This is a genomic window from Microvirga flocculans ATCC BAA-817 (assembly GCF_000518665.1).
GTDB lineage: Bacteria > Pseudomonadota > Alphaproteobacteria > Rhizobiales > Beijerinckiaceae > Microvirga > Microvirga flocculans.
In genome coordinates this window covers 547,016-573,282 of record NZ_JAEA01000001.1, presented here as the reverse complement: position 1 = coordinate 573,282, position 26,267 = coordinate 547,016, and the positions used below count along the sequence as shown (strand labels likewise).

Here is a 26,267-nt window from a genome sequence, read left to right as displayed (position 1 = left end):
GCCTTCTGCGGAACCGACAACCCGCCCCGCACGATGCGCTTGAGTCGGGAAAGGGCATCGGCTAATCCCGGAAGCGGCATCCACTACCGGGCCCATGCGCGAGGAGCGGTCTCATGTTTCTGCCGCTTCACGACGGCGTCCCGCTCAAGAACATGAAGACGCCGCTTGCAACGCGGCTCCTCATCGGGATCTGCACCCTCGCCTATCTCCTCACCTTCCTCAGCCCCATCGGACCGGATGCGATGGTGGGCGGCCTCGGGTTCATCCCCTCGGTCCTGTTCGGCACCGAGATCCTGCCCGAAGGTTATCCGTTCGTGCCGCCGGCGCTGACCCTCGTCACCAACATCTTCCTGCACGGCTCCCTGTTCCACCTGATCGGCAACATGCTCTTCCTATGGGTCTTCGGAGACAACGTGGAGGACGCCATGGGGCATCTCCGCTTCGTCCTGTTCTTCGTGCTGTGCGGCACGGCGGCGAGCCTCGCCCACGCCTACATCACCACGGAACCGCACCGCCCCCTGATCGGGGCCTCCGGCGGGGTTTCGGGCGTGGTGGCGGCCTATCTCATCCTCTATCCGCGGGTGAAGATCTGGGGTCTCTTCCTGAAGGGGATTCCGCTGCATCTTCCGGCCTACTGGGCCATCGGATTCTGGTTCGCGCTTCAATTCGCCTCGGCCTTCCTCGGAGGGGACGAGGGGGTGGGCTGGTTCGCCCATCTGGGCGGCTTCCTGGTGGGCGCCGCCCTCACACCTCTGATGCGCCGCCGCTTCGACCCCGTTCTCGCCCGCGCCCAGGCGCAGGACCAGGCGCAGGAGCGGCAGGCGCCGCGCTGACCCGCCGGGTTGGGAGCGCCGCCTCATCGCGCGGAATGGCACGCCCGTGAGAAATCGGCTCATATCTCGGTCCATGCCTATTTTATGGCGGCAAGCTGGATCCCCTTCGCCGAAAAATCCTCTAGGGTCCCTCCACCTTTTTCCTATATGTGCGGGGAGCCGGTTTTCGGCCATATCCCGAGCTGACCTTTGGTGAGGACAGACGAATGAAGCTTCTTGTGTGTGTGAAGCGGGTTGTGGACTACAACGTGAAGATCCGCGTGAAGGCGGACGGGTCTGGCGTTGAGCTTTCGAACGTGAAGATGTCCATGAACCCGTTCGACGAGATTGCGGTGGAGGAGGCGGTGCGGCTGAAGGAGGCCGGCACGGCCACCGAGATCGTCGCGGTGTCGATCGGCCCAGCCCAGGCGGGGGAGACGATCCGCACCGCGCTGGCCATGGGCGCCGACCGCGGCATTCTGGTCAAGACCGACGCCGTCGTCGAGCCGCTCGCCGTGGCCAAGCTCCTGGCCAAGGTGGTCGAACAGGAAAAGCCCGACCTGGTCATCCTGGGCAAGCAGGCCATCGACGACGACGCCAACCAGACCGGCCAGATGCTCGCCGCCCTCCTCGGCTGGCCGCAGGGCACCTTCGCCTTCAAGGTCGCGGTCGGCGCGGGCACGGTCGACGTCACCCGCGAGGTCGACGGCGGGTTGCAGACGGTGGGGCTGAAGCTGCCGGCCATCGTCACCACGGACCTGCGCCTCAACGAGCCGCGCTATGCGTCCTTGCCCAACATCATGAAGGCCAAGAAGAAGCCCCTCGACGAAACCACCCCGGAGGCACTCGGCGTCGACGTGAGCCCGCGCCTGAAGGTGCTCAAGACCGCCGAGCCCGGCGGGCGCAAGGCGGGGGTGAAGGTCGGCTCCGTGGCCGAACTCGTCCAGAAGCTGAAGACCGAAGCCGGCGTGCTCTAAGGGAGAGACAGACCGATGACCACCTTGCTGATTGCCGAGCACGACAACGCTCAGCTCAAGGACGCCACCCACAAGGCGCTCTCCGCCGCGCAAGCCCTCGGCGCGCCGGTGCACGTGCTGGTGGCGGGCGCGAACGCGCGCCCGGCCGCCGAAGCCGCCGCGAAGCTCGCCGGCGTGGAGAAGGTGCTGCTGGCCGATAGCCCCGCCTATGCGCACCAGCTCGCCGAGCCCACCGCTGCGCTCATCGTCTCGCTCGCCGGCTCCTATGACGCCCTGGTGGCGCCGGCCACGAGCAAGGGCAAGAACACCCTGCCGCGGGTGGCGGCGCTGCTCGACGTGATGCAGGTCTCCGACATCACCAAGGTGGTGGCGCCCGACACCTTCGAGCGGCCGATCTATGCCGGCAACGCGATCCAGACGGTGCAGGCGACCGACGCCAAGAAGGTGATCACGGTGCGCACCGCCGCCTTCCCGGCGGCTGCTGAAGGCGGCTCCGCCCCGATCGAGGCTCTCGGCCCGGCCGAGGATCCGGGGCTGTCGACGTTCAAGGGCGAGGAGATCGCGCAGACCGATCGGCCCGAGCTGACCTCGGCGAAGATCATCATCTCGGGCGGGCGCTCATTGGGCTCGGCGGAGAACTTCAAGACCTATATCGAGCCGATCGCCGACCGGCTCGGGGCGGCGATGGGCGCCTCGCGCGCGGCGGTGGATGCGGGCTATGCCCCGAACGACTGGCAGGTGGGCCAGACCGGCAAGGTGGTGGCGCCCGACCTCTACATCGCGGTGGGCATCTCCGGGGCGATCCAGCACCTGGCGGGCATGAAGGACTCCAAGGTCATCGTGGCGATCAACAAGGACGAGGAGGCCCCCATCTTCCAGGTCGCCGATTACGGCCTCGTCGGTGACCTCTTCCAGATCCTCCCCCAACTCAAGGACGAGTTGACCAAAGCCGGGTAATAGGGTCAGGAATAATCACGGACCGGGCGGAACCGCCGCCCGGCCGCTTTTGACGACGGATGCAGGCGGCAGATCGATGGGCATAGAGATCAAGACGGTTGGCGTGATCGGCGCGGGACAGATGGGCAGCGGAATCGCTCATGTCTGCTCGCTGGCGGGATTCAGCGTCCGGCTCCACGATCTCTCGGAGGACCGGATCAATACCGGCCTCGCCACCATCAACGGCAACATGGCGCGCCAGGTCGCCAAGGGGGCCATCGCCGAGGCCGACCGGCAGGCCGCGCTCGAGCGCATCAAGCCCGCCCGGACGAGTGACGACCTCTCTCCCTGCGACATCGTCATCGAGGCCGCGACCGAGAACGAGGAGGTGAAGCGCAAGATCTTCACCAATCTCTGCCCCTCCCTGCGCCCCGATGCGATGATCGCCACCAACACCTCGTCGATCTCCATCACGAGGCTCGCGGCATCCACCGACCGGCCGGAAAAGTTCATCGGCATCCACTTCATGAACCCGGTCCCGGTGATGCAGCTGGTCGAGCTGATCCGCGGCATCGCGACCGACGATGCGACTTATGAATCCGCCAAGGAGTTCATCGCCAAGCTCGGGAAAACATCCACCGTCTCCGAGGACTTCCCGGCCTTCATCGTCAACCGCATCCTGCTGCCGATGATCAACGAGGCGATCTACACCCTCTACGAGGGCGTGGGCTCGGTCGAGGCCATCGACACGGCCATGCGGCTCGGCGCCAACCATCCCATGGGCCCGCTCCAGCTCGCGGATTTCATCGGCCTGGATACCTGCCTCTCAATCATGCAGGTGCTCCATGAGGGCCTGGCCGATTCCAAGTACCGCCCCTGCCCGCTTCTCGTGAAATACGTGGAAGCCGGCTGGCTCGGCCGCAAGACCAAGCGCGGCTTCTACGATTATCGCGGCGAGAAGCCGGTTCCGACCCGCTGACCCAGGGTGAAAATCCGGCGCGGCCCTACAGGAACTGCCGGAACGCATCCGTGAAGAAATAGGGGCCGAAGCTCCACAGGCCCGCCCAGAGCGCGGCCCCCAGGACATTGGCCACCACGAACCGAGGCCAGGGCATTCCGACGGACCCGGCGATGAGGCCGTTGAGCTGACGCAGCACGACCACGAAGCGTGCCGTGAGAACCATGAAGAACCCCTTGCTCTGCGCCAAGGCCTCGAGACGGTCGAGCCGTTCCGGCGTCAGCCTCACCGATGGGCCGAAGCGCCTCAGCAGAGGTCGGCCGCCGAACAGGCCGATCAGATAGCCTGTGCTGTCGCCGAGCACGGCCCCGAGCCATGCCGCCAGGAAGACATGCCCCACGGCGAGGTCCCCGCGGGCGGCCAGGAGCGAGGCTGCGATTAGGGCGCTCTCCCCCGGAAGAGGAGCCCCGAAGGATTCGAAATAGAGGATAATCGCGAGAACCGGGACGCCATAGGCGGCAATGGCGGGCTCGATCCAGTCCAGACCGTGCTGCAGGAGGCTCGTCACGGGACAGCCTGCCGAAAGGGCCCGATAGCCGCGCTCCCGAGCCGCCGGCTCCGCCCCGAGGCCGGGCTCAGGGCCGTCCGCGCCTCCTGTGGGTGCGTCACAAACGTCATGCGTTTCATCTTCACAACACCGTCACACTGACTGTAGTCTACTCCTACGGGATACGACTCTTCTCTTGTCTTGCGTGTCGTCCGAAACGACGGCCCCGGTTTTCCGAGGCAGGCGGCGCGCCGGGCAAGACGAAGAGCATCGACTGCATCCCAACGGCGGCGTTCGCCTTTGGGTCCGATGCTCTGAGGAGGTAAGGTGACGATACACGTCCAGCCTGTTGTGAGGCCGGAAGCCTGCCCGGCCCTTGTTCTCAATGCCGATTACCGGCCCTTGAGCTACTACCCCTTGTCCATCTGGTGCTGGCAGGATGCGATCAAGGCGGTCTTCCTGGACCGGGTCAATATCGTCTCAGAATACGACAAGGTCGTCCGAAGTCCGACCTTCGAAATCCGCCTCCCCTCGGTCATATCCCTCAAGACCTACGTCAAGCCGACCCGGCACCCGGCTTTCACCCGCTTCAACGTCTTCCTCCGCGACCGTTTCAGCTGCCAGTATTGCGGCACCCGCGAGGACCTCACCTTCGATCACGTCATTCCCCGCTCCAAGGGCGGGCAGACCACCTGGGAAAACGTCGTCGCCGCCTGCGCGCCCTGCAACCTCAGGAAGGGGGACAAGCTGCCCCGCGAGGTGGAAATGTGGCCCCGGCAAAGCCCCTTCGCCCCTACTGTCCACGACCTCCATTCCAACGGCCGTCTCTTCCCGCCGAACTATCTCCACGACAGCTGGCTCGATTATCTCTACTGGGACAGCGAACTCGAACCCTAGCCTTTCAGACAGGAACCTATGCTGGGCCATCTCTCCTTCGGCGTGCGAGACCTTGCCCGCTCAATCGCATTCTACGATGCCGCGCTGGAAGCGCTCGGCCTGGAGCGCGTCTGGCATAGCGAACGCGCGGCCGGATACGGCCCTCCAGGAGGGAACGACGTTCTCGCTCTCTTCCAGCATCCGGATGCCGCACCGCCGGGGCCTGGCTTCCACCTCGCCTTCGCGGCCCCCAACCCAAGCGCCGTGGATGCCTTTTACGCAGCAGCTCTAGCGTTTGGAGGCTCGGATGAAGGGCGTCCGGGCCTGCGCCCGCAATACCACGCCAATTACTATGCAGCCTTCGTGAAAGATCCGGACGGACACAAGCTCGAAGCCGTCCATCAATGATGCTTCACACTCTTGCTATGGGGCAGCGGGCTTACCGGCCGACGTAAAGCCCCTTGCGCGCCGCGGCCATGGCCGCGAAAGCCGCGAGCCCCAGCGAGATCAGCACGTTCCAGCCGGCGAGCGACAGGCCCAGGAAGCGCCAGGCGGCTTCCGAGCAGTTCACCACCCGGGTGCTCTGCAGCTGGTTCAGGAAATCGCCGACATTCCCCGCTGCCGCGCCCGCCCCGCCGCCGCAATCGCTGGGTCCGGCGAAGAAGCCCCACTCGACTCCGGAATGATAGGCGCCCAGCCCCGCGCTCACGATGAAGATCAGGGCCAGGAGCCACAGCCCCGCCCTCGTCCAGCGCGACGGCAGGAACGCCGCCACGAGGCCGAGCGGCATGGCGATATAGTAGGGATTGCGCTGGATCAGGCAGAGCTTGCAGGGAACGTAGCCGAGGACATGCTCGAAGACGAGCGCGCCGCCGATAGTGGCGGCGGCCCCCAGGGCGACGGCCAGAGCGGCCTGGCGCATGGTCAGGGCGAGACGCATGGCCCCCTCCTCAGAACAGATAGCGGAAGGCCACGAAGCCGCCGACGAAGGCCGCGATGGCAAGAGCCGCCACGAGGTTGAAGTTGTTGTCGATGATCGCCTTGATGCGTGGGCCGAACTTGCTCATCAGCAGCGCGACGATGAAGAACCTTGCGCCGCGGGTCAGAATCGAGAGCAGGATGAACCAGCCCAAGGAATAGCCTGCGAAGCCCGAGGTGATGGTTACGAGCTTGTAAGGGATCGGAGTCAGGCCCTTCAGCAGGATGACCCAATGGCCGTATTCCGCATAAGCCTGCCGGAATGTCTGTGCGCCCTCGGTCAGGCCATAAAGCTGGAAGAGCCAGGCGCCGATGGAGTCGTAGAGCCCGAGGCCGATGAAATAGCCCAGGATGCCGCCCAGGACGGAGGCGATGGTGCAGATCAGCGCATAGGACCAGGCCTTGTCGGGCCGCGCCAGCATCATCGGTACGAGCATCACGTCCGGCGGAACCGGGAAGAAGGAACTTTCCGAGAAGGAGACCAGGGCCAGCGCATAAGGCGCCGAGGGCCGCGCCGCGAGGGAAAGGGTCCAGTCGTAGAGGCGTCTGAGCATGGGATTCCGCGGGGTCACAATCCGGAAAGGGCGCGCCGCCCTGCGCCCCTTTGAGCACACGGCGACCGGAAAGGCGAGAGGCCCGCCATGCGGCTTGCCTTCACATCTCCCGCATTGACCAGCCTTCGCGCCTCATGGTACGTCGCAGCTCCTTGCCCCTGTGGCGGAATTGGTAGACGCGCTCGACTCAAAATCGAGTTCCGCAAGGAGTGCTGGTTCGATCCCGGCCAGGGGCACCACATTAATTTTATTAATCCTTTTGGACATGTCGGCTTGATGAGCCAGTTCTTGTGTGCTTCGTGTAATCACCCGACAAGCACTTTTGAGAAACGCTAAGCTTGATTCGTACGTAGGCATAGACTGTTTTCTACGCTGACCTGCAGCTTACTCTTGTTTCATTTTCTTGCACCAAGCATTAGATCAGTGCACGACGCAGATATGCTTTGTCGACAGAGTTCTAATCTCTGATAGGATATTGTAACCCGCGGTATCAGTAGCCCTGGTATAGGGCAAAAGTTTAGTGAATAGAGATTAGAGTTACCGGAGACTGTACCGAGCTGAGTACATAGACAATGCCGGGAATCCCCGCTATTTTCCAAAGATAAGCTTTAGATGCACGCTTCTCATACTGGTCATCTCAGGTATCCCAAAATAAGTCCTGCAAGCAGGTTTCCGGCAGTCTCTGCAATCGTTATATTATTTAATTGATGAGCTTGAATGGAATGCTTTAGACTCGATACCGTGAGGAGGAAACAGAATAAGAATTCATCTAACGCTGTGTCCCGCAATCGGTGTTGATGACTGAGATATCTGCAGCAAGGCGCATCCTGCTAACACATCCAAGATACCCCTAGAGCTGAAGTGCTACCGCAATGCTTTATGACGCGATTACTATCGACACTAATATCTTCGACCGAAACCGCCTCCATCTTGAGGGTGGTATGCTCGGCCAGCTCACACAGTTCAAAGACGGTACAGCGCAATTTGTCTTGTCCGAGATCGTCGTTCGGGAGGTCGCAAGTCATTTAGACAAGGAAGCGAAAGACGCCGCAGATGCCCTGGAAAAAGCAATCAAGAAGCTCAAGGACAATAGACTTCTTAATATAGAAGACTTAGAGCGGCTGACCAACGTGCAGAAATCTGCATTGTCTCCGAAGGATGCTGCCGACATAAGACTTAAATCTTTTCTTGAGAAAACAGGATCATACATTGTTCCAGCCGATAAAACTGATATCAAAGCACTGATCAACCGGTATTTTACTACAGCTGCGCCATTTGAAAGCTCTGGCAAGAAAAAAAGTGAATTTCCAGATGCCATTGCTCTCCTTTCACTTGAGAATTGGGCCATTAGTGAAGGTAAGAAGGTTCTCGCTATATCGGATGATGTGGGTTGGGCGGATTTTGCTAAGAGCTCTGAAGTTATCGACGTCGAGTCTGACTTAGCAACTGCTCTGCAAAAGCTGCAGGAACACGTGGAGCAGGCAGAGACTTATGTCAGAACGCTTCTTACTGACTTGGAAAGTGGAAAGGCGCCCAACCTCCTCCAGCTAATTGAGCAGGGTATCGCTGATGCGGTTTCAGAGTTGGAGCCGTTCGTCGAAGCAAGTGCGCCTTACGATTTTGAGGTTGAGCAGATCAGTATGAGCTATCGGAGCTTTGCGTTCCTGCACGACAGAGGCGAGCATGAATTGGCTGTCGTACAGATAGGAAGAGATAAGATTGTAGCCAGAATTGGTATCTCTGTGACTGCCCAAGCTGAGGCTGAGTTCTCATTCGCCATCTGGGACTCGATCGACAAAGAATACGTACCGATGGGGAGCAACTCTGCGGAACGTGAGATAGAGTTTGATGCCGCAGTCCTTGTGACAATCGAGGGAGATCTAATAGATCCCTCACGTGGAAAAGTTCATATTTCAGAAGTTGAATTAGTGGACGCTATTACCGATGTGGATTTCGATGAAGTCCAGATCGATTGGGGTACAGATGATTGAACATGCAATACTGCTTCTAGTCTAATAGACAGGTTGCTCTCGCCGCCAAAGTATGATGTAATTTAATTTACTTTTTTCTCTGAGATAGAATAAGCCTGCCTGCTGGCATAGGCGTGCAGGCACAAGACTGCCCTCCATTTGAAGCACGATCTCCCTGCACCTTTGAGTTACCCCCTCTTTGACCTTGATGGCTGCCCTTTGTTTGGAACAAATGACGGGAACCGAAAACGACAGATGCGGCGACGGTTCGGGCAGCGCATGGGGGCGTTTCCGACATTTTCGGCAAAGACCAACCATAACGTGACGCCACGAGGAGGGGCTTGTCATGGATTCCGAGATCGAATTTGTCGCGCGTGCCCTGCACGCGGCGGAGAACGAGGATTTTGCCTGGGAGCGCGAGCACGACCTCATCAAGGACGAGTTCCGTGCCTATGCCTGCGCCGCCCTCAAGATGCTGGCTCAGCACCGCGCCGGCGAGCTGCCGCCGGCGGAGAGGACTGCCTTTCCCTACGCAGCTTAAGGTCTGCGCATCCGATCGCCTGCTGACCAAGGCTTTTCCGGACACGAAAACGCCCGCGGCTCAGGAGCCGCGGGCTTCTTAAGAAGGTGCATCCGAAGAATGCGTGCCGATCAGCCACGGCGCTCGATCACGGTCACGATGCGGCGGGAGCTGGGCTCCACGATCACGACCTGATCGCGCACCACGATGTACTTACACGCGGGCAGCCCGGTCAGGATGCGTTCCACATTATCCGGGCAGTCGTAGAGCGTCGTCACCGAGGCCGGCACGGTCGAGCCGACGCTGATGCTGAAATTCACGCTGTTGAGGGGCTGCACGTTCACGCTCCGGAACGACTGGCTGAGCTGGGTCCGCTGCTCCGACGTGACATTGATGGAGCCGCCGGAGGTCGTGCTGCCCGTGGTTTCGGCGGTGCCCGCCTTGCCCGGAGCCTTGCCGGTCGTGCTCATCGTGCCGCTGCCGGAAGCGGTGCCCTTGGCCGTACCGGGCTGGGCGTTCTGCGCCGCACTGCCAGCCTTACCGGGGCTCGTGGACGTGCTGCCGGAAGCGGAGCCCTGCGTCGTTCCGCTCGCAGCCCCCGACGCGTTCCCCGAACCGCTCATGGACGAACCGGAACCGGAAGCGCCGGGCGTCGTCATGATCGTCGAGCTGCCCGAGGAGCCGCCGGCCGCGCCGCCGGAGGTGCTCCCGCTGCCGCTTGTCTGCGCCATGGCCGCCACATTCAACGAAAGAGCCGCGGCCGCGACCGTCGCCATCAAGGTCGTACGCATTGAAGATCTCCCATGAATAACATGCCCGCACGGGCATTCTGCCATGCGTGACAACGAGATCTTCTCAAGAGGGTTCCGCTCTTATTTCGCTGCCTCAAATACAGTCATCGTCCATTCATGAACATGAATGGAAACAACGTATTCATGACTGCACCGCAACACCCCGGATGGATGTCGATGCCAAGCTTCACCTTTGCGGTAATGCGGAAAGCTCGGGATCTTCGAGATCTATACTGAGCCGTTCGAGATATCCGGCGCCCATGAGGAGAAGGCGGCGACGACCTTCTCGTAGACCGGGCGCTTGAACGGGATGATCAGCTCCGGCAGGCGGTGCATGCGCTCCCAGCGCCATTCGTCGAATTCAGGCCTGTGACCGCCGCCGCCCGGCTGGAGGATGTTGATTTCGCTCTCGTCGCCTTCGAAGCGGAAGGCGAACCATTTCTGGTTCTGCCCGCGATAGCGCCCGCGCCAGGCCCGCCCGGCGACCATGGAGGGAAGATCGTAGGCATACCATTCGGGCGCTTCGGCGAGCAGGCTCACGGAGCGCACGCTCGTTTCCTCATAGAGTTCGCGCAGGGCCGCCTGATAGGGATCCTCGCCGGGATCGATGCCGCCCTGCGGCATCTGCCAGGCATAGCCGTCGGCCACCGCATCGGATTCGGAACGGCGTCGCCCGATGAAGACCAGGCCTTCCTTGTTGAGCAACATCACGCCGACACAGGAGCGATAGGGCAGATCCTTTCTGGCCTGTGATCCTCTTGCGCTCCTCATCCGACACGTACTCCCTCAAAGGCGGAACCCGGCACAGCCGGTTCCCTGAAGAGGGGACCGGCGCGACGCGATGGTTCCGAAGCAGGCGAAGAGAGTGCCGTTTCGTCGCCCCTTGCACAAGCCTTTCTGCGGGGCTGTGGAAGCCTGAGTGAGAATAGGCCCGGCGGGATTTCTCGCGCCGGGCCCATTTGCATCATTGTTTCTCGAACGAAAGGACGAGACGCCTCAGTTCGGCGTCATGGTCGTGTTGGCCGCGCCCTTGCGCACGCCGTGCAGCAGGTCGTAGGCCGCGAGGAGCTGCTTGTCCTTGGCCGGATCCGGCGGAATGTAGGCGGAGGAACCGCCGCGCTCTTCCTTATCGCCGCCATTCTGGAGATGGCCGCGCAGACCGGCCTCGCCCTTGGTCTCGTCCTTGCCCTTCAGCTCGTCGGGAATGTCCTGCAGCACCTCGATATCCGGATCGATGCCCTTGGCCTGGATCGAGCGGCCGGACGGGGTGTAGTAGCGCGCCGTGGTCAGGCGCACGGCCCCGTTGCCGCCGAGCGGGATGATGGTCTGCACGGAGCCCTTGCCGAAGGAGCGGGTTCCGAGAATCGTCGCGCGCTTGTGGTCCTGCAGGGCGCCGGCCACGATCTCCGAGGCCGAGGCCGAACCGCCATTGACGAGCACCACCAGGGGCTTGCCCTTGGTCAGGTCGCCCGACTTGGCGCTGAAGCGCTGGGTATCCTCGGCGTTCCGGCTGCGGGTCGAAACGATCTCGCCCCGCTCGAGGAACGCATCGGAGACCATGATCGCCTGATCGAGGAGGCCGCCCGGGTTGTTGCGCAGGTCGATGACGAAGCCCGCCACCTTGTCGGCGCCGATCTCGCTGGTGAGCTTCTCGATGCCGGTGCGCAGGCCGTCATAGGTCTGCTCGTTGAACTGGGTCACGCGCAGCACGCCGATGTCGCCCTCGGCGCGGGCCCGGACCGGACGCACCTTGATGGTCTCGCGGGTGAGCTTCACCACCACCGGATCCTTGGCTTCCTTGCGCTGGATCTTGAGGGTGACGGAGGAGTTCACGGGACCGCGCATCTTGTCGACGGCCTGGTTCAGGTTGAGGCCCTGAACGGGCTCGTCGTTGATGGAGGTGATGATGTCGTTGGCGAGAATCCCGGCGCGGGAGGCTGGCGTGTCGTCGATGGGCGTCACGACCTTGACGAGACCGTCCTCCATGGTGACCTCGATGCCGAGGCCGCCGAACTCTCCGCGCGTCTGCACCTGCATGTCGCGGAAGCTCTTGGCGTCCATGTAGCTCGAATGCGGATCGAGCGAGGTCAGCATGCCGTTAATGGCGGACTCGACCAGCTTCGACTCGTCGGGCTTCTCGACGTAATCCGTGCGGACCTTCTCGAAGACGTCTCCGAAAAGGCTCAGCTGCCGGTAGGTGTCAGCCGAGGCGGCAATGGCGCTCATGCCCGACAGGAGGCTGGTCTGCGACACCATGGTCGCGCCGCCCGCGCCGATCGCCGCACCGAGAATCAAGAGGGATAGTTTGCGCATTATCCGCGAACCTTTTCGCTTTGCGATTTTGCCCACCAGGGACCTGGGTCAATAGAACCGCCGTCTTTCCTGAACTCAACATAGAGGACGGGATTGTCCTTTTCTATGGCGGCGCCGATCAAACTCATGAGAGGGGCCTCTCCCATGGTCGCAACGGGTTCGCCCGCGAGCACGAACTGCCCGACATCGACGTTGATTTGGTCCATACCGGCCAGGAGGATATAGTATCCCCCACCGGCATTGATGATCAAGAGTCGACCATAGGATCGGAACGGCCCGGCAAAGGCCACCCACCCGTCCGCCGGTGATACCACGGATGCCTTCGGACGCGTCATGATCGAAATGCCACGCGACGTTCCGCCATAGCCGTCAGGCGCGCCGAAATCCAGAGTCGTCTCGCCGCTCACCGGGCGCGGCAGCAGGCCGCGGGCCTCGGCGAACGGGATTTTCGGCGCGAGCCGCGCCGGATCCCGGAAGGCGAGCTGGGCGAATTTCTCCCGGGTCTGGCGCTCCTGCGCCTCGGCGGCCTTGCGGGCCTCCTCGGCCGCCCGCTGCGCGCCGGCGATCTCGGCCTCCATGCGGTCGATCAGCTCCTTGAGGGTCCCGGCCTGACGCGCCAGCTCCTCGGCCTTCTTCCGCTCCGCGCCGGCATCCCGCTCGACCTCGGCGATGCGGCTCTGGCGGGCCGCCATGAGAGCCGAGAGACGCTCCTGCTCCCGGGTCAGCGCCGTCAATTCTCCATTGAGGGTGGTCCGGTCGGTGGTGATCGCCTCCTTCAGGCGCACCAGTTCGGCCAGGTCCGTGGCGAGGATCTCGGCCTCGACGCGCAGCTCGGGCAGCACGGCGCCCAGCATGATCGAGGCGCGGACCGCCTCCAGCATGTCCTCGGGCCGCACCAGCACCGCGGGCGGCGGGCGGCGGCCCATGCGCTGCAGGGCAGCGAAGACCTCGATGATGACGCCGCGCCGGCTCTGGAGGGAGCGTCGAATCGCCGCCTCGCTGGCGCCAAGGGTCTGGAGCCTCTGTTCCAGCCCCCGGATCCGGTCCTCGGTGCCGCGCACCCGCTCGGCGGTCTCGATCAGGGCCGCATTGAGCTTGGCCCGGTCCGCCCTGATGGATTCGATTTCGGTCTCCAGGCGGCGGCGCGCCTCCGCATTGGCTGTGATGGCCTCTTCGAGAACCTTGAGATCCTGCTCGCGCCGCGCCTTCTCCTCCACCGTCTCGGCCGGAGCGGACGGGGCCGCGGGCGCAGGCGCGAGCTGCTGGGCTCCGGCGGGACCCAGGCTGGCGGCGATCATCCATGTGGCAAGGGCAAAAGCTCTGCCGGAAAAGAGGTTGAGGCGGTTCATCCGTCAGGAATCATCATGTCCGGCGCGATGATAAGGGTGTCCGGCCATGATTGTCAGGGCTCTGTAGAGCTGCTCGGCCACGAGCGCCCGCACGATCTGATGCGGCATCGTGAGGGCCCCGAAGGACACCACGAGGTCGGCGCGCTGGCGGATCCTGGGGTCGAGGCCGTCCGGCCCGCCAATCACGCAGGCCAATCCGGGGCGGCCCTCGTCGCGCCATTGCCTGACCCTTTCGGCGAAGGCCTCGCTGGAAGGGCTCTTGCCGCGCTCGTCGAAGACGATCAGCACGGAGGGGCCGGCTTTCTCCAGAAGGGCCGCAGCCTCCTCGGCCCGCCTGTCGTCCTCCCGGCGCGCCCGGCTTTCGGGCAGTTCCACGATGTCGAAGCCGGCGAGCCCCAGGGCCCGGCCCATGCCCTCGATCCTCAGCCTGTATCGCTCGACCAGCTCCCGCTCGGGGCCGCTCTTGAGACGGCCCACGGCCAGCAAGCTCAGTCGCACGATCTCGGCCTTCTCATGTCAGCCCGCGAGGTCCTGGCCGGGCAGCGCTTTACTGTCACGCGCCCGGGCCATGCCTCAGCTGGCGCGATCCTGCGGGCGGTCGGCGCCCCACATCTTCTCGAGGTTGTAGAAGCCACGAACCTCGGGACGGAAAACGTGAACCAGCACGTCGCCGGCATCGATCAGCACCCAGTCGCAGGCGGGAAGGCCCTCGACGCGGGCATTGCCGAATCCCTTATCCTTGAGGTCCTTGATCACGCGATCGGCGATCGCGCCGACATGGCGGTCGGAGCGGCCCGATGTGACGATCATGGTATCGGCGAGCGAGGTTTTGCCGGCCAGGTCGATTTCGACCGTGTTCTCGGCCTTCATGTCCTCGAGGGAGGCCAAGACGGCGGTCCGGAGGTCCTCAACGGCCGGAGCATCCGCTCCGGAGAGAGGAGGAAGCGGGTTTGCGTCCGCTTCGACGGAAGATAGTCGGTTCAGGTTCAGACCCTTTCTCAACGGCGCTCCTGGGCGCCTGCCTTTAAGATAATGCGGGAAGGCCCCGTTTTTCAACGTCCTCGGGTGGAGGAAGTTCGCCGCAAGAGGCGCAGCTGGGTGGACGAGAGGTGGGATCGCGGTCCGTGCAGGAAGACCCAGGCGGGCGGCCTGAGCCCCGGCAGGGCCGGGGCATCGGCCTCCGCGATCCGGTTAGGGGCGAGGGCCGTGGCGCTGCGGGAGCGCAGGGCCGTCAAGGTCCAGCCGGGCCTGTCGATGACGGCCATGGGCATGATCCGGGCGATGCGCCGCCAACCCCGCCAGCGGTGGAAGCTCGCCAGGTTGTCCGCCCCCATGATCCAGACGAAGCGCACGCCCGGATAGCGCCGCTTGAGAAAGGACAGGGTATCCACCGTGTAGCGGGCCCCGATCTCCTCCTCGAAGGCGGTCACGTCGATGCGGGGATCGTCCGCGATCTGCCGGGCCTCGGCCACCCGCATCGCGGTCGTGGCGAGCTCGCCCGTGTCCTTGAGAGGATTGCCCGGGGTGACGATCCACCAGACCCGGTCGAGGCCGAGCCGCTTCAGGGCCATGAGGCTCACATGGCGATGCCCGGCATGGGCCGGATTGAAGGAGCCGCCATAGAGCCCGATCCGCATGCCGCGGGCGGCCCGCGGCAGACGGGTCAGGCCCGAGGGCCCGATTCGGAAGGGGGATGCAGAAGGCGTCACGGGCGCGTCTGGCCCGCGCCGCGGATGCGGTACTTGAAGGAGGTCAGCTGCTCCACGCCTACTGGGCCGCGGGCATGCATGCGGCCCGTGGCGATGCCAATCTCGGCCCCGAAGCCGAACTCGCCGCCGTCGGCGAACTGGGTCGATGCGTTGTGGAGCACGATGGCCGAATCCACCTCCATCAGGAAGCGCTCGGCGGCGGCTTCATCCTCCGTCACGATGGAATCCGTGTGATGGGAGCCATAGGATTCGATATGTCCGATGGCCTCGTCGAGCCCGTCGACCACCCGCACCGCGATGATGGCGTCGAGATATTCGGTGCGCCAGTCTTCTTCGGTCGCAGCGGTCACGCGCGGGTCGGCCGCCTGCGCGGCCTCGTCCCCGCGCACGGCGCAGCCGGCCTCGAGCAGCATGGTCACCAGGGGCTTCAGGTGGGTGGCGGCGCAGGCGCGGTCGACGAGCAGCGTCTCGGCCGAGCCGCACACGCCTGTGCGGCGCATCTTGGCATTGAGCACGATCCGCTTCGCCATCTCCAGATCGGCCGCCCCGTGCACGAAGACATGGCAGAGGCCTTCCAGATGCGCGAAGACGGGCACCCGGGCCTCCTCCTGCACCCGCGCGACGAGGCTCTTGCCGCCGCGCGGCACGATCACGTCGATATTGCCGTCAAGCCCCGTGAGCATGGCCCCCACGGCCGCCCGGTCGCGGGTCGGCACGAGGCGGATGGCATCGGCGGGCAGGCCCGCCCGTTCGAGCCCCTCCCCCATCGCCTCGGCGATGGCCCGGGCCGAGCGGAAGCTCTCGGAACCCGTGCGCAGGATCGCAGCGTTGCCCGCCTTGAGGCAGAGCGCGCCCGCATCCGCCGTCACGTTCGGGCGGCTCTCGAAAATCACGCCGACGACGCCGAGCGGCGTCGCAACGCGCTCGATCAGAAGGCCGTTCGGACGCTCGAAGCGGGCGAGCACGCGCCCGACCGGGTCGGGCAGCGCGGCGATGCTTTCCACGGCGGCAGCGATGGCTTCCAGCCGCCCGGAATCGAGCATGAGCCTGTCGATGAAGGCCGCAGGCTGCCCCTTGGCCCGCGCCTCGGCCAGATCCTCGGCATTGGCGGCCAGGATCGCGCCTGCCCGCGCCCGGATGCTGGCGGCCATGGAGCGCAGGGCAGCGTTCTTCTCTTCGGCGCCAGCCAGGGCCACCCGGCGGGCGGCGGCGCGGGCGCGGCGGCCGAGATCGGCCATGAGAGCCGGGACGTCGGGATGGTCAACCGACGCCGCGCCTGACGCGTTGAGATGTTCAGCGAGCGCCGCCGCGCTCAAGGCCCGAGTGTCGTCCATGTCAAAGTCCCAGCCCCCGGCAATGCGGGGGAAAGTATCCCGATCGGAACCCATAGCACGGCAGGCCGTTCCGGAGCCAAGCGGCTCGGTCGATCCTGCCCTGTGCGAGCCGGAGATCCGCATCGGAACCTCGGGCTGGCACTACCGGTCCTGGCACGGACCTTTCTACCCGGCGCGCTTAAAGATCAAGGACTTCCTGTCCTATTACGGCCAGCGCTTCGACACGGTGGAGATCAACAACTCCTTCTACAGGCTGCCGAGCGAGCGGGCGGTGCGCTCCTGGCGCGATTCCGCGCCGAAACGCTTTGTCTTCGCCTGGAAAGCCTCGCGCTTCATCACCCATATGAAGCGCCTGAAGGATATCGAGGAGAGTCTCGCTCTCGTCTTCAGGCGCATGGACGGCTTGGGCGACAAGTTCGGCCCTGCGCTGTTCCAGCTGCCGCCCACCTTTCGGGCCGATGCCGAAACCCGGGAGCGGGTGGCGCGCTGCCTGTCGCTCATCCCGCGCGGACGGCGCTGCGCCTTCGAGTTCCGCCATCCGGGCTGGTACGAGGAGGCCACGTTCCGGATCCTGCGCGACCACAACGCGGCTTTGTGCATCTCAGATCACGCGGATGCGCCCGCGTCCTGGGAGATTACGGCGGATTTCGCCTATGTGCAGGGCCACGGCACGGGCGGGCGCTACGAAGGACGCTACGGCGCCGCCGCACTGCGCGGCTGGGCCCGCCGGATCGGCGCATGGCGGCGGGGCGGCCGCAGCGTCTACGTCTATTTCGACAACGACGTCAAAAGCGCCGCGTCCGGCGACGCGCAGGATCTTCTGCAGCTTCTGGGCGATCAGTCGCTCAGCGCCATGTCGTCCCGGTGAATCATCTCCGCGCGGCCGGGATAACCGAGAATGCCTTCGATCTCGCGGCTCGGACGGCCGATGATACGGACGGCCTCCTCCGCATCGTAGGCCACGAGGCCCCGGCCGAGCACGCGGGATTCACTGCGGATCGTTACCGCATCGCCGCGATGGAAGGCTCCCTCGATCCGGCGCACGCCCACCGGCAACAGGCTCGCCCCGCCCTCGAGTGCACGGGCCGCGCCCTCGTCGACGAAGAGCGTGCCGCGCGGCTCAAGCGCGCCTGCGATCCAGGTCTTGCGCGCGGTGACGGGATTGGACGGCGTGAGAAACCACGTGCAGCGTCCGCCTTCCGCGACGCGCTTCAAGGGATTCTTCGCGCGCCCGTCGGCGATGATCATATGCGTGCCGCCGGAGGTGGCGATCTTGCCGGCCTCGACCTTCGTGCGCATGCCGCCGCGCGAAAGCTCGGATGCCGCGCCGCCGGCCATGGCCTCGATGGCGGGCGTAATGCGCTCGACCACCGGAATGTGCTGCGCGCTCGGGTCGGAAGCCGGGGGCGCGGTATAGAGGCCGTCGATGTCCGAGAACAGCACCAGGAGATCGGCGCCGATCATGGTGGCGACGCGGGCCGCCAAGCGGTCGTTGTCGCCGTAGCGGATCTCGGAGGTCGCGACCGTGTCGTTCTCGTTGATGACGGGAACCGCCCGCATCTCGAGCAGCTTCAGGGTGGTGGCGCGGGCGTTGAGATAGCGCCGCCGCTCCTCCGTGTCGGACAGCGTCACCAGGATCTGCCCCGCCGTGATGCCGTGATGGGCCAGCACCTCGGACCAGGTGCGGGCGAGCGCGATCTGTCCGACGGCGGCGGCCGCCTGGCTCTCCTCGAGCCGCAACGGGCCGGAGGGAAGCCCCAGCACCGTGCGCCCCATGGCGATGGCGCCGGAGGAGACCACGAGCACATCGGCGCCTTTCGCATGGAGGTCCGCGATATCCTCGGCGAGCGCCGCGAGCCAGGCATGGTTCAGCCTGCCGCGCACCCGGTCGACGAGAAGCGCGGAGCCGACCTTGAGGACGACGCGGCGGAACTGACTGATCTGCAGTGTCACGGATGCCACTCTTCCTGGGGCCGAACAGGTTCGTCCTCGGCCTTCGCCTGATCGATCACGGACAGCAGCGCCTGCAGCACCTCCTGCACGCCCTGGCCCGACGCGGAGGAGACCACGAGCGGCGTCCGCTTGCAGGCCTTCTTCAGCTTCTTGAGCTGCTCCTTCAGCGTCTCCTCGTCGAGGGCATCCGCCTTCGAGAGCGCGACGATCTCCGGCTTCTCGGCGAGGCCATGGCCATAGGCCTCGATCTCGTGGCGGACGGTCTTGTAGGCCTCGCCCGCATCCTCGCTCGTGCCCTCCACCAGATGCAGCAGCACCCGGCAGCGCTCCACGTGGCTCAAAAACCGGTCGCCGAGACCGATCCCCTCGGAAGCGCCCTCGATCAGGCCGGGAATGTCGGCCAGCACGAATTCGCGCCCGTGGATGCGCACGACGCCGAGCCCGGGATGGAGCGTGGTGAAGGGATAATCGGCGATCTTCGGCTTCGCCGCGGTCACGGTCGCCAGGAAGGTGGACTTGCCCGCATTGGGCAGGCCCACGAGGCCCGCATCGGCGATCAGCTTGAGGCGCAGGATGAGGGTGCGCTCCACGCCCTCCTGGCCGGGGTTGGCCCGGCGCGGGGCGCGGTTGGTGGAGGTGGTGAAATAGGCATTGCCGAAGCCGCCGTTGCCGCCCTTGGCCAGAAGCACCTTCTGGCCCACATGGGTCATGTCGGCGATGACGGTTTCGCCGTCCTCCTCCAGGATCTCGGTGCCCGCGGGCACCTTCAGCACCGCGTCGGCGCCCTTGGCGCCGGCCCGGTTCTTGCCCATGCCGTGGCCGCCGGTCTTGGCCTTGAAATGCTGCTGGTAGCGGTAGTCGATGAGGGTATTGAGCCCCTCCACGCATTCCGCCCACACGTCGCCGCCGCGGCCGCCGTCGCCGCCGTCCGGCCCGCCGAACTCGATGAACTTTTCACGGCGGAACGAGACGGCGCCTGCGCCGCCATTGCCGGAGCGGATGTAGATCTTGGCTTGGTCGAGAAATTTCATAACCCGCATCCTTTACGGGACTGGAGCATTTTTCGCAAAAGCGGATGCAGCTTTGCCGTTAAAAAAGTGCTCCCGCCCGGATCATCGGGCGGGAGCGACGGAATCATGAGGATCGTCCCCGAAAAGCCTTCCGGGAGCGCCTGTCCGGCTGTCAGCTGGCGAGCGACATCTCCCGCTCCACCTCGACCTCGACGGAGTGGGGCTCGCGCACCAGGCCGGTGTGGCTCCAGGTCTTCAGGCTTTCCCAGGCCCGCCGGTCGAGGCGGAAATGGTCGGCCGGATAGAGCCCGCCGCGGGCCGGCAGCTCGACGAGGCCGGCGCCCTGATAGGCGAAGCCGCACTTCTCCAGCACCCGCCGGGACGCCGGATTGATGACCCGGGCGCTCGCGGTGAGCTCGTCCCCTTCGCCATAGGCGAAGAAGGCGTCGATCACGGCGCGGGCCGCCTCGGTGGCATAGCCCTTGCCCCAATAGGGGGTGCCGAGCCAGTAGCCGAGATGGGGCTTGCCGGTGTCCGGATCCGGGCCGATGCCCACCATGCCGATGAGGCTGTTGGGCTTGCCCTTGGGCGTGATGGCGAGCTGCAGGCCGCTGCCGTCCGCGTTGGACCGCCGGGACTGGAAGATGAACCGCTCGGCATCGTCCGGGTGATACGGATGCGGAATGCGCGCCGTCATGTCCGCGACCGCTTTTTCACCGGCGAGGCGTACGATGGCTTGGGCATCCGCGAGTCGGGCCCAGCGCAGCCACAGGCGGCGGGTCTCGAGGCGGAAAACATCGTCACGGGTGAGGTCGGGAAACATCGTCTTGCTCCGATCCGTGGGCCCTCCCTGGGCCCGAAAAAGACGAAGGGGAGGCGGACATCCCACCTCCCCTGTCAGTTTCGGATCTGAGCTTGGCCTTTAGGGGGCCTGTCTGGAGCTTTGGATCCGCCGGGTCGGTGTGATGCCGGCGGGAGCTCCTTCGTATCGCTCTCGCCGTTTACTCTGCAGCCTCTTGGGCCGGTACGACCGAGACAAAGGCTCGGCCTTGACGCGTAAGGAATCGGACTCGGCCATTGGCCGTGGCAAAGAGGGTATGGTCTTTGCCCATGCCGACATTGGCGCCGGCATGCCATTTCGTGCCGCGCTGACGAATAATGATGTTGCCGGCGACGACCTGCTGATCGCCGAACTTCTTGACGCCCAGACGACGGCCTTCGGAGTCGCGACCGTTGCGAGACGAACCGCCTGCTTTTTTGTGAGCCATGGGTTACTCCCGTGTTCTATGTCAGTTGTCGACGCTTATTCAGCGGTCGCCGGCGCAGCCTCGTCAGCCGCAGCCTTGGTGGTCTTCTTGGCCGCAGCCTTCTTGGGCTTCGCGCCACCGGCGAGGATCTCGGTGATCCGCACCACGGTGTAGTCCTGGCGATGCCCGCGCTTGCGGCGCGAATTCTGGCGGCGGCGCTTCTTGAAGGAGATGACCTTCTCGCCGCGGGTGTGCTCCACCACCTCGCCCGCCACGGTCACGCCCTCGACGAGGGGGGCGCCCACCTGGGTCGTTCCGTCGTTCGTGACCATCAGAACCTGGTCGAACGTGACGGCGGTGCCCGGCTCGCCTGCGAGCGTGGCGACGGTGATGACGTCGTTGGCGGCAACGCGATACTGCTTGCCGCCGGTCTTGATCACTGCGAACATCTTGATCCTCGTGTTCAAACCCAATTCTCAGCGGGGAAAGCCCCCACCGGATTGGCTTTTTGGCAGTTTCCGGCTTCGGTTCACGGCAGGACAAAGCTGCCGCACGGACATGCGCGGGCACTCGTACCCGCTCATAGAGGACGGTTATCTACGGACACCCCCCACCTTTGTCAATCAAAAACCTGACTTTTGGCGCTTGAAGACCCGCCAAGCCCGTGATATCCACCCGGCCTCAACCAGCGGGGCTTAAACGCCTCCGCCCTCCGGAGAGGTGGCAGAGTGGTTGAATGCACCGCACTCGAAATGCGGCATACGGGCAACCGTATCGGGAGTTCGAATCTCCCCCTCTCCGCCAGCTTTCTTCTAATACACTGAAATTTAAGAATCCTTTGGGATTAAGGACTCTGCAGCCGCCGCGCTGGTACACAAAGGCGGTACACATGGTCCTGCGTATGACTCGTCCCTGGAACACCCTGACTCTGGAATTTTCTGGTACCGGAAGCATGTACCAGAGGATTTGGTCTCGGTTATCGGCAAAAAGGGACTTCGTCGTAGTCTGAACACCCGAGACCCAGCGGTTGCGAAGGTTGAGCACGCACACATATCGGCCGAGGTGGAGTCACAATGGCGCAACCTGCGGCAAGGAGTTCGTTCGATTTCTCAGAAGCAAGCTTTTACTATTGCTGGCGAAATCTATCGGGAGATCGTTTCTCAAAATGAAGATAATCCTGGCAACCTGAACACTTGGGGCGCCATGTTACTCAGCGATTGGGCCGTCCTGAAACCTGAAAAGGTGAAGGTTTCCAAACTTACCACGCCCGCGCAGAAGGCTGTGTGCGAAAATGCGCGGCTGAACCGGCATGCCCGGATCGTAAGGGATTACCTTTCGCGAAAGGGACTTTTGGTCGACGCCGAGAGCTTGGACAGAAGCAAGATCGCCGTAAATGAGGCAGTATGCCAAGCCCGGGAGCATATCCTCAGGAATGCCAAGGGCGACTATCGTCCTGATCCCGATGCAGGTCGGTTCCCACAGTTGGAGCTTGATGCCAAACCACTCCTTGAGACCGCGACTGACGCGTCTATGCTACCTACGACAATTTTCGATTCCTATGCCAAGGAAGCGGAACTCTCTTATGCCACCATCAAGAGTTGGCGGCCGATGATAGCCAAAGTCGAAGAGTAAATTGCCGACCTACGTGAACTGACGCCGGAATGGTGTGTTGGCTGGAAGGATCGACTACTTGCTGCTGGATTGGCAAATCGCACTGTGAAGTTCGGCTATCTCTCAGCTTTAAGATCAACATGCCAATGGGCTGTCGATAACAAGAAAATACCCCTTAATCCTGTCAATGGCATCAAGCTGAGGATCCCCAAAAGCTCGAAGACGAGGAGCAAGGGATACACAGACACGGAGGCGCGAACTGTACTTTCAGTAACGCTCCTTACACCGACTGAGAGGATTTCTCCGGAGCATGCTTCTGGGCGTCGCTGGATTCCTTGGTTATGCGCATATTCCGGAGCCCGCGTTGGCGAGATTGACCAGCTTCGGGCAGAGGACGTGAAGCAGGTTGATGGTGTGTGGGTGATGTGGGTTACGCCTGAGGCAGGATCGACCAAAGACAAAAAACTCGGTATGTCGCGATCCACCCACACCTGATCGAGCAAGGTTTTCTGGACTTTGCTCGCAGCAAGGGAGGGGGGCCTCTTTTCTACGACAAAGCGCGCAGCCGCGGCGGCTCCATGGGGAATCCTCAGTACAAGAAGGTAGGTGAGAGGATCGCTAAGTGGGTACGTGGCTTAGGCATCGATGACCCTATCTTGGCTCCGAACCATGCATGGCGGCACCGCTTCAAGACGATCGCCCGAAAGGTAAAAATGGACCCGGGAGCGCGTGACTACATGCAGGGACACGTCCCTGCAACGGAAGGGGAAGCGTACGGGGACTTTGAAATGAACATGCTTCTCCATGAAATTTCGAAGTTACCACGCTACACAACGTCCTGATGCCTTAACGTGGGGATGCAATCCACTACACAAGTTCCCTACTCGGAGGTGCATTCTGTAGTGAAGTCATGCGTTTGATGTAGGAGATAAGACGTCGAACCGATAGAACGTCGGCTGATATTGCTTTCCCTACCGAATAGGGCTTGTCCTTCGCTTCGCCGACAGTTCTCATCAATAGGAAAGCGCCGGATCACTGGGCTGTGGCGGCCCTCCCCGGCGCTTCCTGGAGTGTGATTAAAATGCTTGTCGGCATCGTCCTCGTCAATTTGATGCGAGGGTCCCTGCGGTGACTCGGAGGCCGGGACATACCCTCGGCCAGTCGACGCCCTCCTCTGCCCCTGAAGCCAAAAATGTTGACGCACCAAGCCATGGAGCCACCCTTCGCGCTCGCGATACAGTCCCTGAATGCGTTCGCGTGTTCGAGACACGCTGGACCGAAGCTCAGTGGCTGCGCGAGGTCATGTCCGGGATTAAGGAAGGGCGCCAACCCACTGCACCGAGGATGATGATACCTTCTTCGCCGAGCGAGTGCTGTCGCGCCGCGATCTGGTCCATCGGCGCCTGACCGACGGCTTCCAATGCTTCGGCGAGAAGATCGGCGGACGGTACCGGACGCCGTTCACCGAGATCGGACTGCGCTCCGACAAGAGCCATGTCCTGCGTCGCATCGTCCAGCTTACGCCACGGACCTCGCGTCTCATGAGTGGCCGCACCAAGGACATCATGACCAAAGGCGACTCGAAGCTGCTCAGCCTCGATAATCCTTGGATCGTGCTGAACTCGGAAGTTCGCGGCGTCTTCCGGATCGACCTTGATATCACGTTCCCGTCCTGGGACGCGCTCCGGTACGAGATCGAACAGCTCAAGCTGCCATGCCTGCCCCACATCGTCGTGGGTTTCGAGCTGCCGGACGGCTGCATTGAGCGCCCCCATGTCATTTATCTGCTGCCTTACCAGTCCAGCGTATGGTTCGGCCCCAACGACCCGCGCTGCCGCCGGGACATCATGAGCCTCTGGCGGGGCGTCCATGCGGGCATCACAAAGGAGTTCCTGCCCCTCGGCGCCGATCCCGGCGCCATGTCGAATGCGATGCGGATCAAGAATCCCCTTTCGCCTTTCTGGTCCTACCGCACCTGGAATGAATTGATCTTCCCGGACCTGTCGGAATGGGCGGGCTGGGTCGACACGACAACGAGCCGGACCACTATGATCTGCGAGAGCGCCGCCGCTATGTCCGGGATGGAGAGGAAGGCCTCGAACATCCTGTTCACCACGCTCCAGGACTCGAAATGCCAGGGACCGGACCGATCGGCTGACCGACCGACACGATCAGATCAGTCGGGAGCACGATGGAATCGGCTTCCTTGGTCAGACAGGCGCCCGTTTCAACCTGATAGGAGGAGATTACCAGCGAGGCGCCCGGCTCCGCAACCGAGTCGTCGGGTTCTCCGTTGAGCCCCCCTGCCGTGACCTCGGTGGTCCCGATGCCCAACCGATCCATCTCACGCACGAACTCGGGCGGGAGTGCTTGCCCGTCCTCAGACAGAACCGGATCACGTCCCAAAGCCCATCCCAGTGCGGGAAGGATTTCGGAGCGAAGGGCGCTCACGAGGTCATCGACCTTGATAGTTTCGCTCCGTTCGAGCGTGGTCAAGGCATCGTTGACGTCCTTCCACTGCCCCTCCGGTCACTGGAGGCGATCCTTCCAGGTTTTGCCAATGTACTCGCCTGCCTTGTTCCAGAAGCAGCAGCCGGACATGCGCTGCAGCTCGATTCGAAGCCACGTCGCCTCCCAGGCAACAGCTTTCACGAACTTCCCCTTGTGGAAGCGCTTCTTGGCTTTCTCGCCAGGCATCGCCGCCTCGACCTTGGCATGAAGCGCTGTCAAGTGTTCCATCCACTCGTTGACGCTCGTCCGCACACACCCGTTCAGGAAAGCTAGCAGTCCCTTCCGCCCAGGTGCGTGGGCATCCTCCGCCCGTTGGCTCCGTGCTGCCTTGGAAGTACGAGCGGCACGGAGGATCTACTCGACATCACGGCCGATTAGAGGCTCCCCGGCCTCCATCCGGCTGAACACCTCATCAACGATTTCATCCGGCGCGGTCGCCAGCTTGACCAGCGTGGTGGGCTTAATGCCCAGATCCGCGATGCTGTCGCGCCGGCTGCCGAAGCGCTGGTGAATCCTGAGGTAGTTTCCCGCCGTTTTGGGCGACATCTGACACTCCCGGGACACCCACTTCTCGAATCCACGAGGCACCAATGCCTTGGCTCGCTCGAGGATCTGGAGGTTGGTCTTCCTGGCAATCACAGCGATGGCGGAGGCGCAGCCGCGCAGAGCCTCCTTGTCTGCGATCGAAATGTGCCCGTAGTCGAAGGGCTTAGGATGCTGGCGTCGTGAGGTCAAAGAGCACTCCTGTTGGTCTTGCCCCCCACATGAGGTCGAGGATTTGAGAAAAGTTCCCGGACAGGAGAAAAAATTTTGACGAGGCCTTCAGACACCTCTCAAAAGATGAGTTCTTACACCCGTAGCCCCTCTAAGGGAGACCTAACGGTCTGGGCCGGAGGGTCCGGAAAATCTGTGGGAGCCGACCTCTGCAAAGAACCTCCGAAATTCTCGGTGTGTGAAGGGTTTCGGACGGGGGATGAACGTCCGCTTTGGACCGGAACATCGGATGCCCCTGTCAGTGAATGAATTTCACTACCTGACCCCGGGCAGACCTCCCGAATGTTCGCTTTGACACCGATGGGCGATCTCTGGATCGGACCGCGATGGATGCTGTTCTCGTGTCGGTCTAAAGCGGCTTTTATGCCGTCTTTATGTTCTGGGCCACATTTCCCGATCGAGATTTGATGGCCTCCGGAGGTAGCGTTCAGCACTCACTTGAGGGTGCTGTCATGTACGACCTTGTCTATCTCCTCCTCGGCCTCGGGTTCTTTGCGCTCATGGCGCTCTATGCCCGCGCGGCCGAGCGGCTTTGAG

The 26,267-nt window shown here is 63.3% G+C and carries 32 protein-coding genes and 2 tRNA genes; 13 read left to right on the top strand and 21 right to left on the bottom strand.

The genetic code is table 11. The annotated features are described in order from the left end of the window. The first annotated feature begins 113 nt into the window (after positions 1–113). The 4 genes from L879_RS20180 (at position 114) to L879_RS0102790 (ending at position 3,704) form a co-directional block, all read left to right on the top strand. Positions 114–833, top strand: coding sequence for a rhomboid family intramembrane serine protease (locus L879_RS20180; RefSeq protein ID WP_035458381.1), 720 nt, complete (start codon positions 114–116; stop codon positions 831–833). 206 nt (positions 834–1,039) lie between these two features. Beyond that, entirely contained in the window at positions 1,040–1,789 is a 750-nt protein-coding gene (locus L879_RS0102800; protein ID WP_027314784.1) for an electron transfer flavoprotein subunit beta/FixA family protein, read from the top strand. Between the two features lie 15 nt (positions 1,790–1,804). Beyond that, positions 1,805–2,746 (top strand): electron transfer flavoprotein subunit alpha/FixB family protein, encoded by a 942-nt coding sequence (locus tag L879_RS0102795; RefSeq protein ID WP_027314783.1) that lies wholly within the window; start codon positions 1,805–1,807, stop codon positions 2,744–2,746. Positions 2,747–2,822: 76 nt separating this feature from the next. Then, the gene (locus L879_RS0102790) at positions 2,823–3,704 is read left to right on the top strand and encodes a 3-hydroxybutyryl-CoA dehydrogenase (RefSeq protein WP_027314782.1); all 882 of its coding nucleotides are present in this window, start codon (positions 2,823–2,825) and stop codon (positions 3,702–3,704) included. Positions 3,705–3,729: 25 nt separating this feature from the next. Here the strand turns inward: L879_RS0102790 and L879_RS0102785 are convergent, their stop codons facing one another. Further along, the gene (locus L879_RS0102785) at positions 3,730–4,227 is read right to left on the bottom strand and encodes a DedA family protein (protein ID WP_027314781.1); all 498 of its coding nucleotides are present in this window, start codon (positions 4,225–4,227) and stop codon (positions 3,730–3,732) included. A 330-nt stretch (positions 4,228–4,557) separates the two neighbouring features. Here L879_RS0102785 and L879_RS0102775 point away from each other — a divergent pair, with 330 nt between their 5' ends. Both L879_RS0102775 and L879_RS0102770 read left to right on the top strand, forming a co-directional pair. Beyond that, complete coding sequence (locus tag L879_RS0102775; RefSeq protein WP_027314780.1) at positions 4,558–5,127, top strand: HNH endonuclease; 570 nt, start codon at positions 4,558–4,560, stop codon at positions 5,125–5,127. 18 nt (positions 5,128–5,145) lie between these two features. After that, positions 5,146–5,514 carry a VOC family protein gene (locus tag L879_RS0102770; protein ID WP_027314779.1) on the top strand — a complete coding sequence of 123 codons (369 nt, stop codon included), beginning with the start codon at positions 5,146–5,148 and terminating at the stop codon, positions 5,512–5,514. A 31-nt stretch (positions 5,515–5,545) separates the two neighbouring features. Here L879_RS0102770 and L879_RS0102765 read toward each other — a convergent pair whose 3' ends face one another. Further along, positions 5,546–6,046, bottom strand: a complete 501-nt coding sequence (locus L879_RS0102765; protein WP_027314778.1) for a disulfide bond formation protein B — start codon at positions 6,044–6,046, stop codon at positions 5,546–5,548. Positions 6,047–6,056: 10 nt separating this feature from the next. After that, positions 6,057–6,638, bottom strand: a complete 582-nt coding sequence (locus L879_RS0102760; protein WP_027314777.1) for a YqaA family protein — start codon at positions 6,636–6,638, stop codon at positions 6,057–6,059. Positions 6,639–6,792: 154 nt separating this feature from the next. Here L879_RS0102760 and L879_RS0102755 point away from each other — a divergent pair. The 3 genes from L879_RS0102755 to L879_RS0102745 all read left to right on the top strand — a co-directional run bounded on the left by L879_RS0102755 (position 6,793) and on the right by L879_RS0102745 (position 9,149). Beyond that, positions 6,793–6,877 (top strand) — tRNA-Leu (locus L879_RS0102755). Between the two features lie 633 nt (positions 6,878–7,510). After that, on the top strand, positions 7,511–8,629 hold the full coding sequence (locus tag L879_RS0102750; RefSeq protein WP_027314776.1) for a PIN domain-containing protein: 1,119 nt from the start codon (positions 7,511–7,513) through the stop codon (positions 8,627–8,629). Positions 8,630–8,954: 325 nt separating this feature from the next. After that, complete coding sequence (locus tag L879_RS0102745) at positions 8,955–9,149, top strand: hypothetical protein (protein ID WP_027314775.1); 195 nt, start codon at positions 8,955–8,957, stop codon at positions 9,147–9,149. 110 nt (positions 9,150–9,259) lie between these two features. Here L879_RS0102745 and L879_RS23080 read toward each other — a convergent pair whose 3' ends face one another. The 8 genes from L879_RS23080 to L879_RS0102700 all read right to left on the bottom strand — a co-directional run bounded on the left by L879_RS23080 (position 9,260) and on the right by L879_RS0102700 (position 16,528). Beyond that, complete coding sequence (locus L879_RS23080) at positions 9,260–9,919, bottom strand: DUF1236 domain-containing protein (RefSeq protein ID WP_161634624.1); 660 nt, start codon at positions 9,917–9,919, stop codon at positions 9,260–9,262. Between the two features lie 228 nt (positions 9,920–10,147). Continuing rightward, the gene (locus tag L879_RS0102730; RefSeq protein ID WP_027314772.1) at positions 10,148–10,690 is read right to left on the bottom strand and encodes an RNA pyrophosphohydrolase; all 543 of its coding nucleotides are present in this window, start codon (positions 10,688–10,690) and stop codon (positions 10,148–10,150) included. 225 nt (positions 10,691–10,915) lie between these two features. Further along, complete coding sequence (locus L879_RS0102725) at positions 10,916–12,232, bottom strand: S41 family peptidase (protein WP_027314771.1); 1,317 nt, start codon at positions 12,230–12,232, stop codon at positions 10,916–10,918. Continuing rightward, complete coding sequence (locus L879_RS0102720) at positions 12,232–13,581, bottom strand: murein hydrolase activator EnvC family protein (protein WP_027314770.1); 1,350 nt, start codon at positions 13,579–13,581, stop codon at positions 12,232–12,234. Before L879_RS0102720 ends, L879_RS0102725 begins: the two co-directional genes overlap by 1 nt. A 3-nt stretch (positions 13,582–13,584) precedes the next feature. Continuing rightward, positions 13,585–14,079, bottom strand: coding sequence for a 23S rRNA (pseudouridine(1915)-N(3))-methyltransferase RlmH (rlmH, locus tag L879_RS0102715; RefSeq protein ID WP_027314769.1), 495 nt, complete (start codon positions 14,077–14,079; stop codon positions 13,585–13,587). A gap of 75 nt (positions 14,080–14,154) precedes the next feature. Then, positions 14,155–14,637, bottom strand: a complete 483-nt coding sequence (gene rsfS / locus L879_RS23075) for a ribosome silencing factor (RefSeq protein ID WP_084020653.1) — start codon at positions 14,635–14,637, stop codon at positions 14,155–14,157. Beyond that, positions 14,634–15,263: a nicotinate-nucleotide adenylyltransferase gene (locus L879_RS0102705; protein ID WP_035458537.1), complete on the bottom strand. Its 630-nt coding sequence runs from the start codon at positions 15,261–15,263 to the stop codon at positions 14,634–14,636. Before L879_RS0102705 ends, rsfS begins: the two co-directional genes overlap by 4 nt. A gap of 23 nt (positions 15,264–15,286) precedes the next feature. Next, positions 15,287–16,528, bottom strand: a complete 1,242-nt coding sequence (locus L879_RS0102700) for a glutamate-5-semialdehyde dehydrogenase (protein WP_051434997.1) — start codon at positions 16,526–16,528, stop codon at positions 15,287–15,289. A gap of 94 nt (positions 16,529–16,622) precedes the next feature. On the opposite strand from L879_RS0102700, the gene L879_RS0102695 reads away from it, so the two are divergent. Continuing rightward, complete coding sequence (locus L879_RS0102695; protein ID WP_084020647.1) at positions 16,623–17,492, top strand: DUF72 domain-containing protein; 870 nt, start codon at positions 16,623–16,625, stop codon at positions 17,490–17,492. Here the strand turns inward: L879_RS0102695 and proB are convergent. The 5 genes from proB to rplU form a co-directional block, all read right to left on the bottom strand. Continuing rightward, a complete protein-coding gene (gene proB, locus L879_RS0102690; RefSeq protein WP_027314764.1) occupies positions 17,462–18,577 on the bottom strand; it encodes a glutamate 5-kinase in 1,116 nt (371 codons plus the stop codon). The genes L879_RS0102695 and proB overlap by 31 nt on opposite strands. Beyond that, complete coding sequence (gene obgE / locus L879_RS0102685) at positions 18,574–19,608, bottom strand: GTPase ObgE (protein ID WP_027314763.1); 1,035 nt, start codon at positions 19,606–19,608, stop codon at positions 18,574–18,576. The genes proB and obgE overlap by 4 nt, the downstream gene beginning before the upstream one ends. A 151-nt stretch (positions 19,609–19,759) precedes the next feature. Beyond that, on the bottom strand, positions 19,760–20,410 hold the full coding sequence (locus L879_RS0102680; RefSeq protein WP_027314762.1) for a GNAT family N-acetyltransferase: 651 nt from the start codon (positions 20,408–20,410) through the stop codon (positions 19,760–19,762). 178 nt (positions 20,411–20,588) lie between these two features. Further along, positions 20,589–20,855 carry a 50S ribosomal protein L27 gene (gene rpmA, locus L879_RS0102675; protein WP_009763277.1) on the bottom strand — a complete coding sequence of 89 codons (267 nt, stop codon included), beginning with the start codon at positions 20,853–20,855 and terminating at the stop codon, positions 20,589–20,591. 35 nt (positions 20,856–20,890) lie between these two features. Then, complete coding sequence (rplU, locus tag L879_RS0102670) at positions 20,891–21,283, bottom strand: 50S ribosomal protein L21 (protein WP_027314761.1); 393 nt, start codon at positions 21,281–21,283, stop codon at positions 20,891–20,893. A 265-nt stretch (positions 21,284–21,548) separates the two neighbouring features. Between rplU and L879_RS0102665 the strand changes: the two genes are divergently transcribed. Then, a tRNA-Ser gene (locus tag L879_RS0102665) sits at positions 21,549–21,638 on the top strand. 39 nt (positions 21,639–21,677) lie between these two features. Beyond that, complete coding sequence (locus L879_RS23475) at positions 21,678–22,466, top strand: DUF6538 domain-containing protein (protein ID WP_368086302.1); 789 nt, start codon at positions 21,678–21,680, stop codon at positions 22,464–22,466. A 1,262-nt stretch (positions 22,467–23,728) separates the two neighbouring features. On the opposite strand, the gene L879_RS0102650 is transcribed toward L879_RS23475, so the two are convergent. The 5 genes from L879_RS0102650 to L879_RS0102630 form a co-directional block, all read right to left on the bottom strand. Further along, positions 23,729–24,220, bottom strand: a complete 492-nt coding sequence (locus L879_RS0102650) for a hypothetical protein (protein WP_154664052.1) — start codon at positions 24,218–24,220, stop codon at positions 23,729–23,731. Between the two features lie 191 nt (positions 24,221–24,411). Beyond that, positions 24,412–24,549: a hypothetical protein gene (locus L879_RS23470; protein ID WP_154664051.1), complete on the bottom strand. Its 138-nt coding sequence runs from the start codon at positions 24,547–24,549 to the stop codon at positions 24,412–24,414. A gap of 5 nt (positions 24,550–24,554) precedes the next feature. Then, positions 24,555–24,941: a hypothetical protein gene (locus L879_RS0102640; protein ID WP_027314757.1), complete on the bottom strand. Its 387-nt coding sequence runs from the start codon at positions 24,939–24,941 to the stop codon at positions 24,555–24,557. A 33-nt stretch (positions 24,942–24,974) separates the two neighbouring features. Next, positions 24,975–25,175 (bottom strand): hypothetical protein, encoded by a 201-nt coding sequence (locus L879_RS0102635; RefSeq protein WP_027314756.1) that lies wholly within the window; start codon positions 25,173–25,175, stop codon positions 24,975–24,977. Positions 25,176–25,310: 135 nt separating this feature from the next. Beyond that, entirely contained in the window at positions 25,311–25,691 is a 381-nt protein-coding gene (locus L879_RS0102630; RefSeq protein WP_027314755.1) for a hypothetical protein, read from the bottom strand. 446 nt (positions 25,692–26,137) lie between these two features. Here L879_RS0102630 and L879_RS24450 point away from each other — a divergent pair, with 446 nt between their 5' ends. Then, the gene (locus L879_RS24450) at positions 26,138–26,266 is read left to right on the top strand and encodes a hypothetical protein (RefSeq protein ID WP_275944438.1); all 129 of its coding nucleotides are present in this window, start codon (positions 26,138–26,140) and stop codon (positions 26,264–26,266) included. The last annotated feature ends 1 nt before the right edge of the window (position 26,267 follow it).

What these genes read in the sequence shown, in the direction of transcription:
- L879_RS0102800 (WP_027314784.1), top strand. Translation starts at nt 1,040, where the DNA reads ATGAAGCTTCTTGTGTGTGTGAAGCGGGTTGTGGACTACAACGTGAAG.
- L879_RS24450 (WP_275944438.1), top strand. Translation starts at nt 26,138, where the DNA reads ATGGCCTCCGGAGGTAGCGTTCAGCACTCACTTGAGGGTGCTGTCATG.
- L879_RS0102765 (WP_027314778.1), bottom strand. Translation starts at nt 6,046, where the DNA reads ATGCGTCTCGCCCTGACCATGCGCCAGGCCGCTCTGGCCGTCGCCCTG.
- L879_RS0102720 (WP_027314770.1), bottom strand. Translation starts at nt 13,581, where the DNA reads ATGAACCGCCTCAACCTCTTTTCCGGCAGAGCTTTTGCCCTTGCCACA.
- L879_RS0102700 (WP_051434997.1), bottom strand. Translation starts at nt 16,528, where the DNA reads ATGGCCGATCTCGGCCGCCGCGCCCGCGCCGCCGCCCGCCGGGTGGCC.
- L879_RS0102650 (WP_154664052.1), bottom strand. Translation starts at nt 24,220, where the DNA reads ATGGGGGCGCTCAATGCAGCCGTCCGGCAGCTCGAAACCCACGACGAT.
- L879_RS20180 (WP_035458381.1), top strand. Translation starts at nt 114, where the DNA reads ATGTTTCTGCCGCTTCACGACGGCGTCCCGCTCAAGAACATGAAGACG.
- L879_RS23080 (WP_161634624.1), bottom strand. Translation starts at nt 9,919, where the DNA reads ATGCGTACGACCTTGATGGCGACGGTCGCGGCCGCGGCTCTTTCGTTG.
- obgE (WP_027314763.1), bottom strand. Translation starts at nt 19,608, where the DNA reads ATGAAATTTCTCGACCAAGCCAAGATCTACATCCGCTCCGGCAATGGC.
- L879_RS23470 (WP_154664051.1), bottom strand. Translation starts at nt 24,549, where the DNA reads ATGTTCGAGGCCTTCCTCTCCATCCCGGACATAGCGGCGGCGCTCTCG.
- L879_RS0102695 (WP_084020647.1), top strand. Translation starts at nt 16,623, where the DNA reads ATGTCAAAGTCCCAGCCCCCGGCAATGCGGGGGAAAGTATCCCGATCG.
- L879_RS0102770 (WP_027314779.1), top strand. Translation starts at nt 5,146, where the DNA reads ATGCTGGGCCATCTCTCCTTCGGCGTGCGAGACCTTGCCCGCTCAATC.
- L879_RS0102680 (WP_027314762.1), bottom strand. Translation starts at nt 20,410, where the DNA reads ATGTTTCCCGACCTCACCCGTGACGATGTTTTCCGCCTCGAGACCCGC.
- L879_RS0102795 (WP_027314783.1), top strand. Translation starts at nt 1,805, where the DNA reads ATGACCACCTTGCTGATTGCCGAGCACGACAACGCTCAGCTCAAGGAC.
- rplU (WP_027314761.1), bottom strand. Translation starts at nt 21,283, where the DNA reads ATGTTCGCAGTGATCAAGACCGGCGGCAAGCAGTATCGCGTTGCCGCC.
- rpmA (WP_009763277.1), bottom strand. Translation starts at nt 20,855, where the DNA reads ATGGCTCACAAAAAAGCAGGCGGTTCGTCTCGCAACGGTCGCGACTCC.
- L879_RS0102750 (WP_027314776.1), top strand. Translation starts at nt 7,511, where the DNA reads ATGCTTTATGACGCGATTACTATCGACACTAATATCTTCGACCGAAAC.
- L879_RS0102790 (WP_027314782.1), top strand. Translation starts at nt 2,823, where the DNA reads ATGGGCATAGAGATCAAGACGGTTGGCGTGATCGGCGCGGGACAGATG.
- L879_RS0102760 (WP_027314777.1), bottom strand. Translation starts at nt 6,638, where the DNA reads ATGCTCAGACGCCTCTACGACTGGACCCTTTCCCTCGCGGCGCGGCCC.
- L879_RS0102730 (WP_027314772.1), bottom strand. Translation starts at nt 10,690, where the DNA reads ATGAGGAGCGCAAGAGGATCACAGGCCAGAAAGGATCTGCCCTATCGC.
- L879_RS0102725 (WP_027314771.1), bottom strand. Translation starts at nt 12,232, where the DNA reads ATGCGCAAACTATCCCTCTTGATTCTCGGTGCGGCGATCGGCGCGGGC.
- L879_RS0102745 (WP_027314775.1), top strand. Translation starts at nt 8,955, where the DNA reads ATGGATTCCGAGATCGAATTTGTCGCGCGTGCCCTGCACGCGGCGGAG.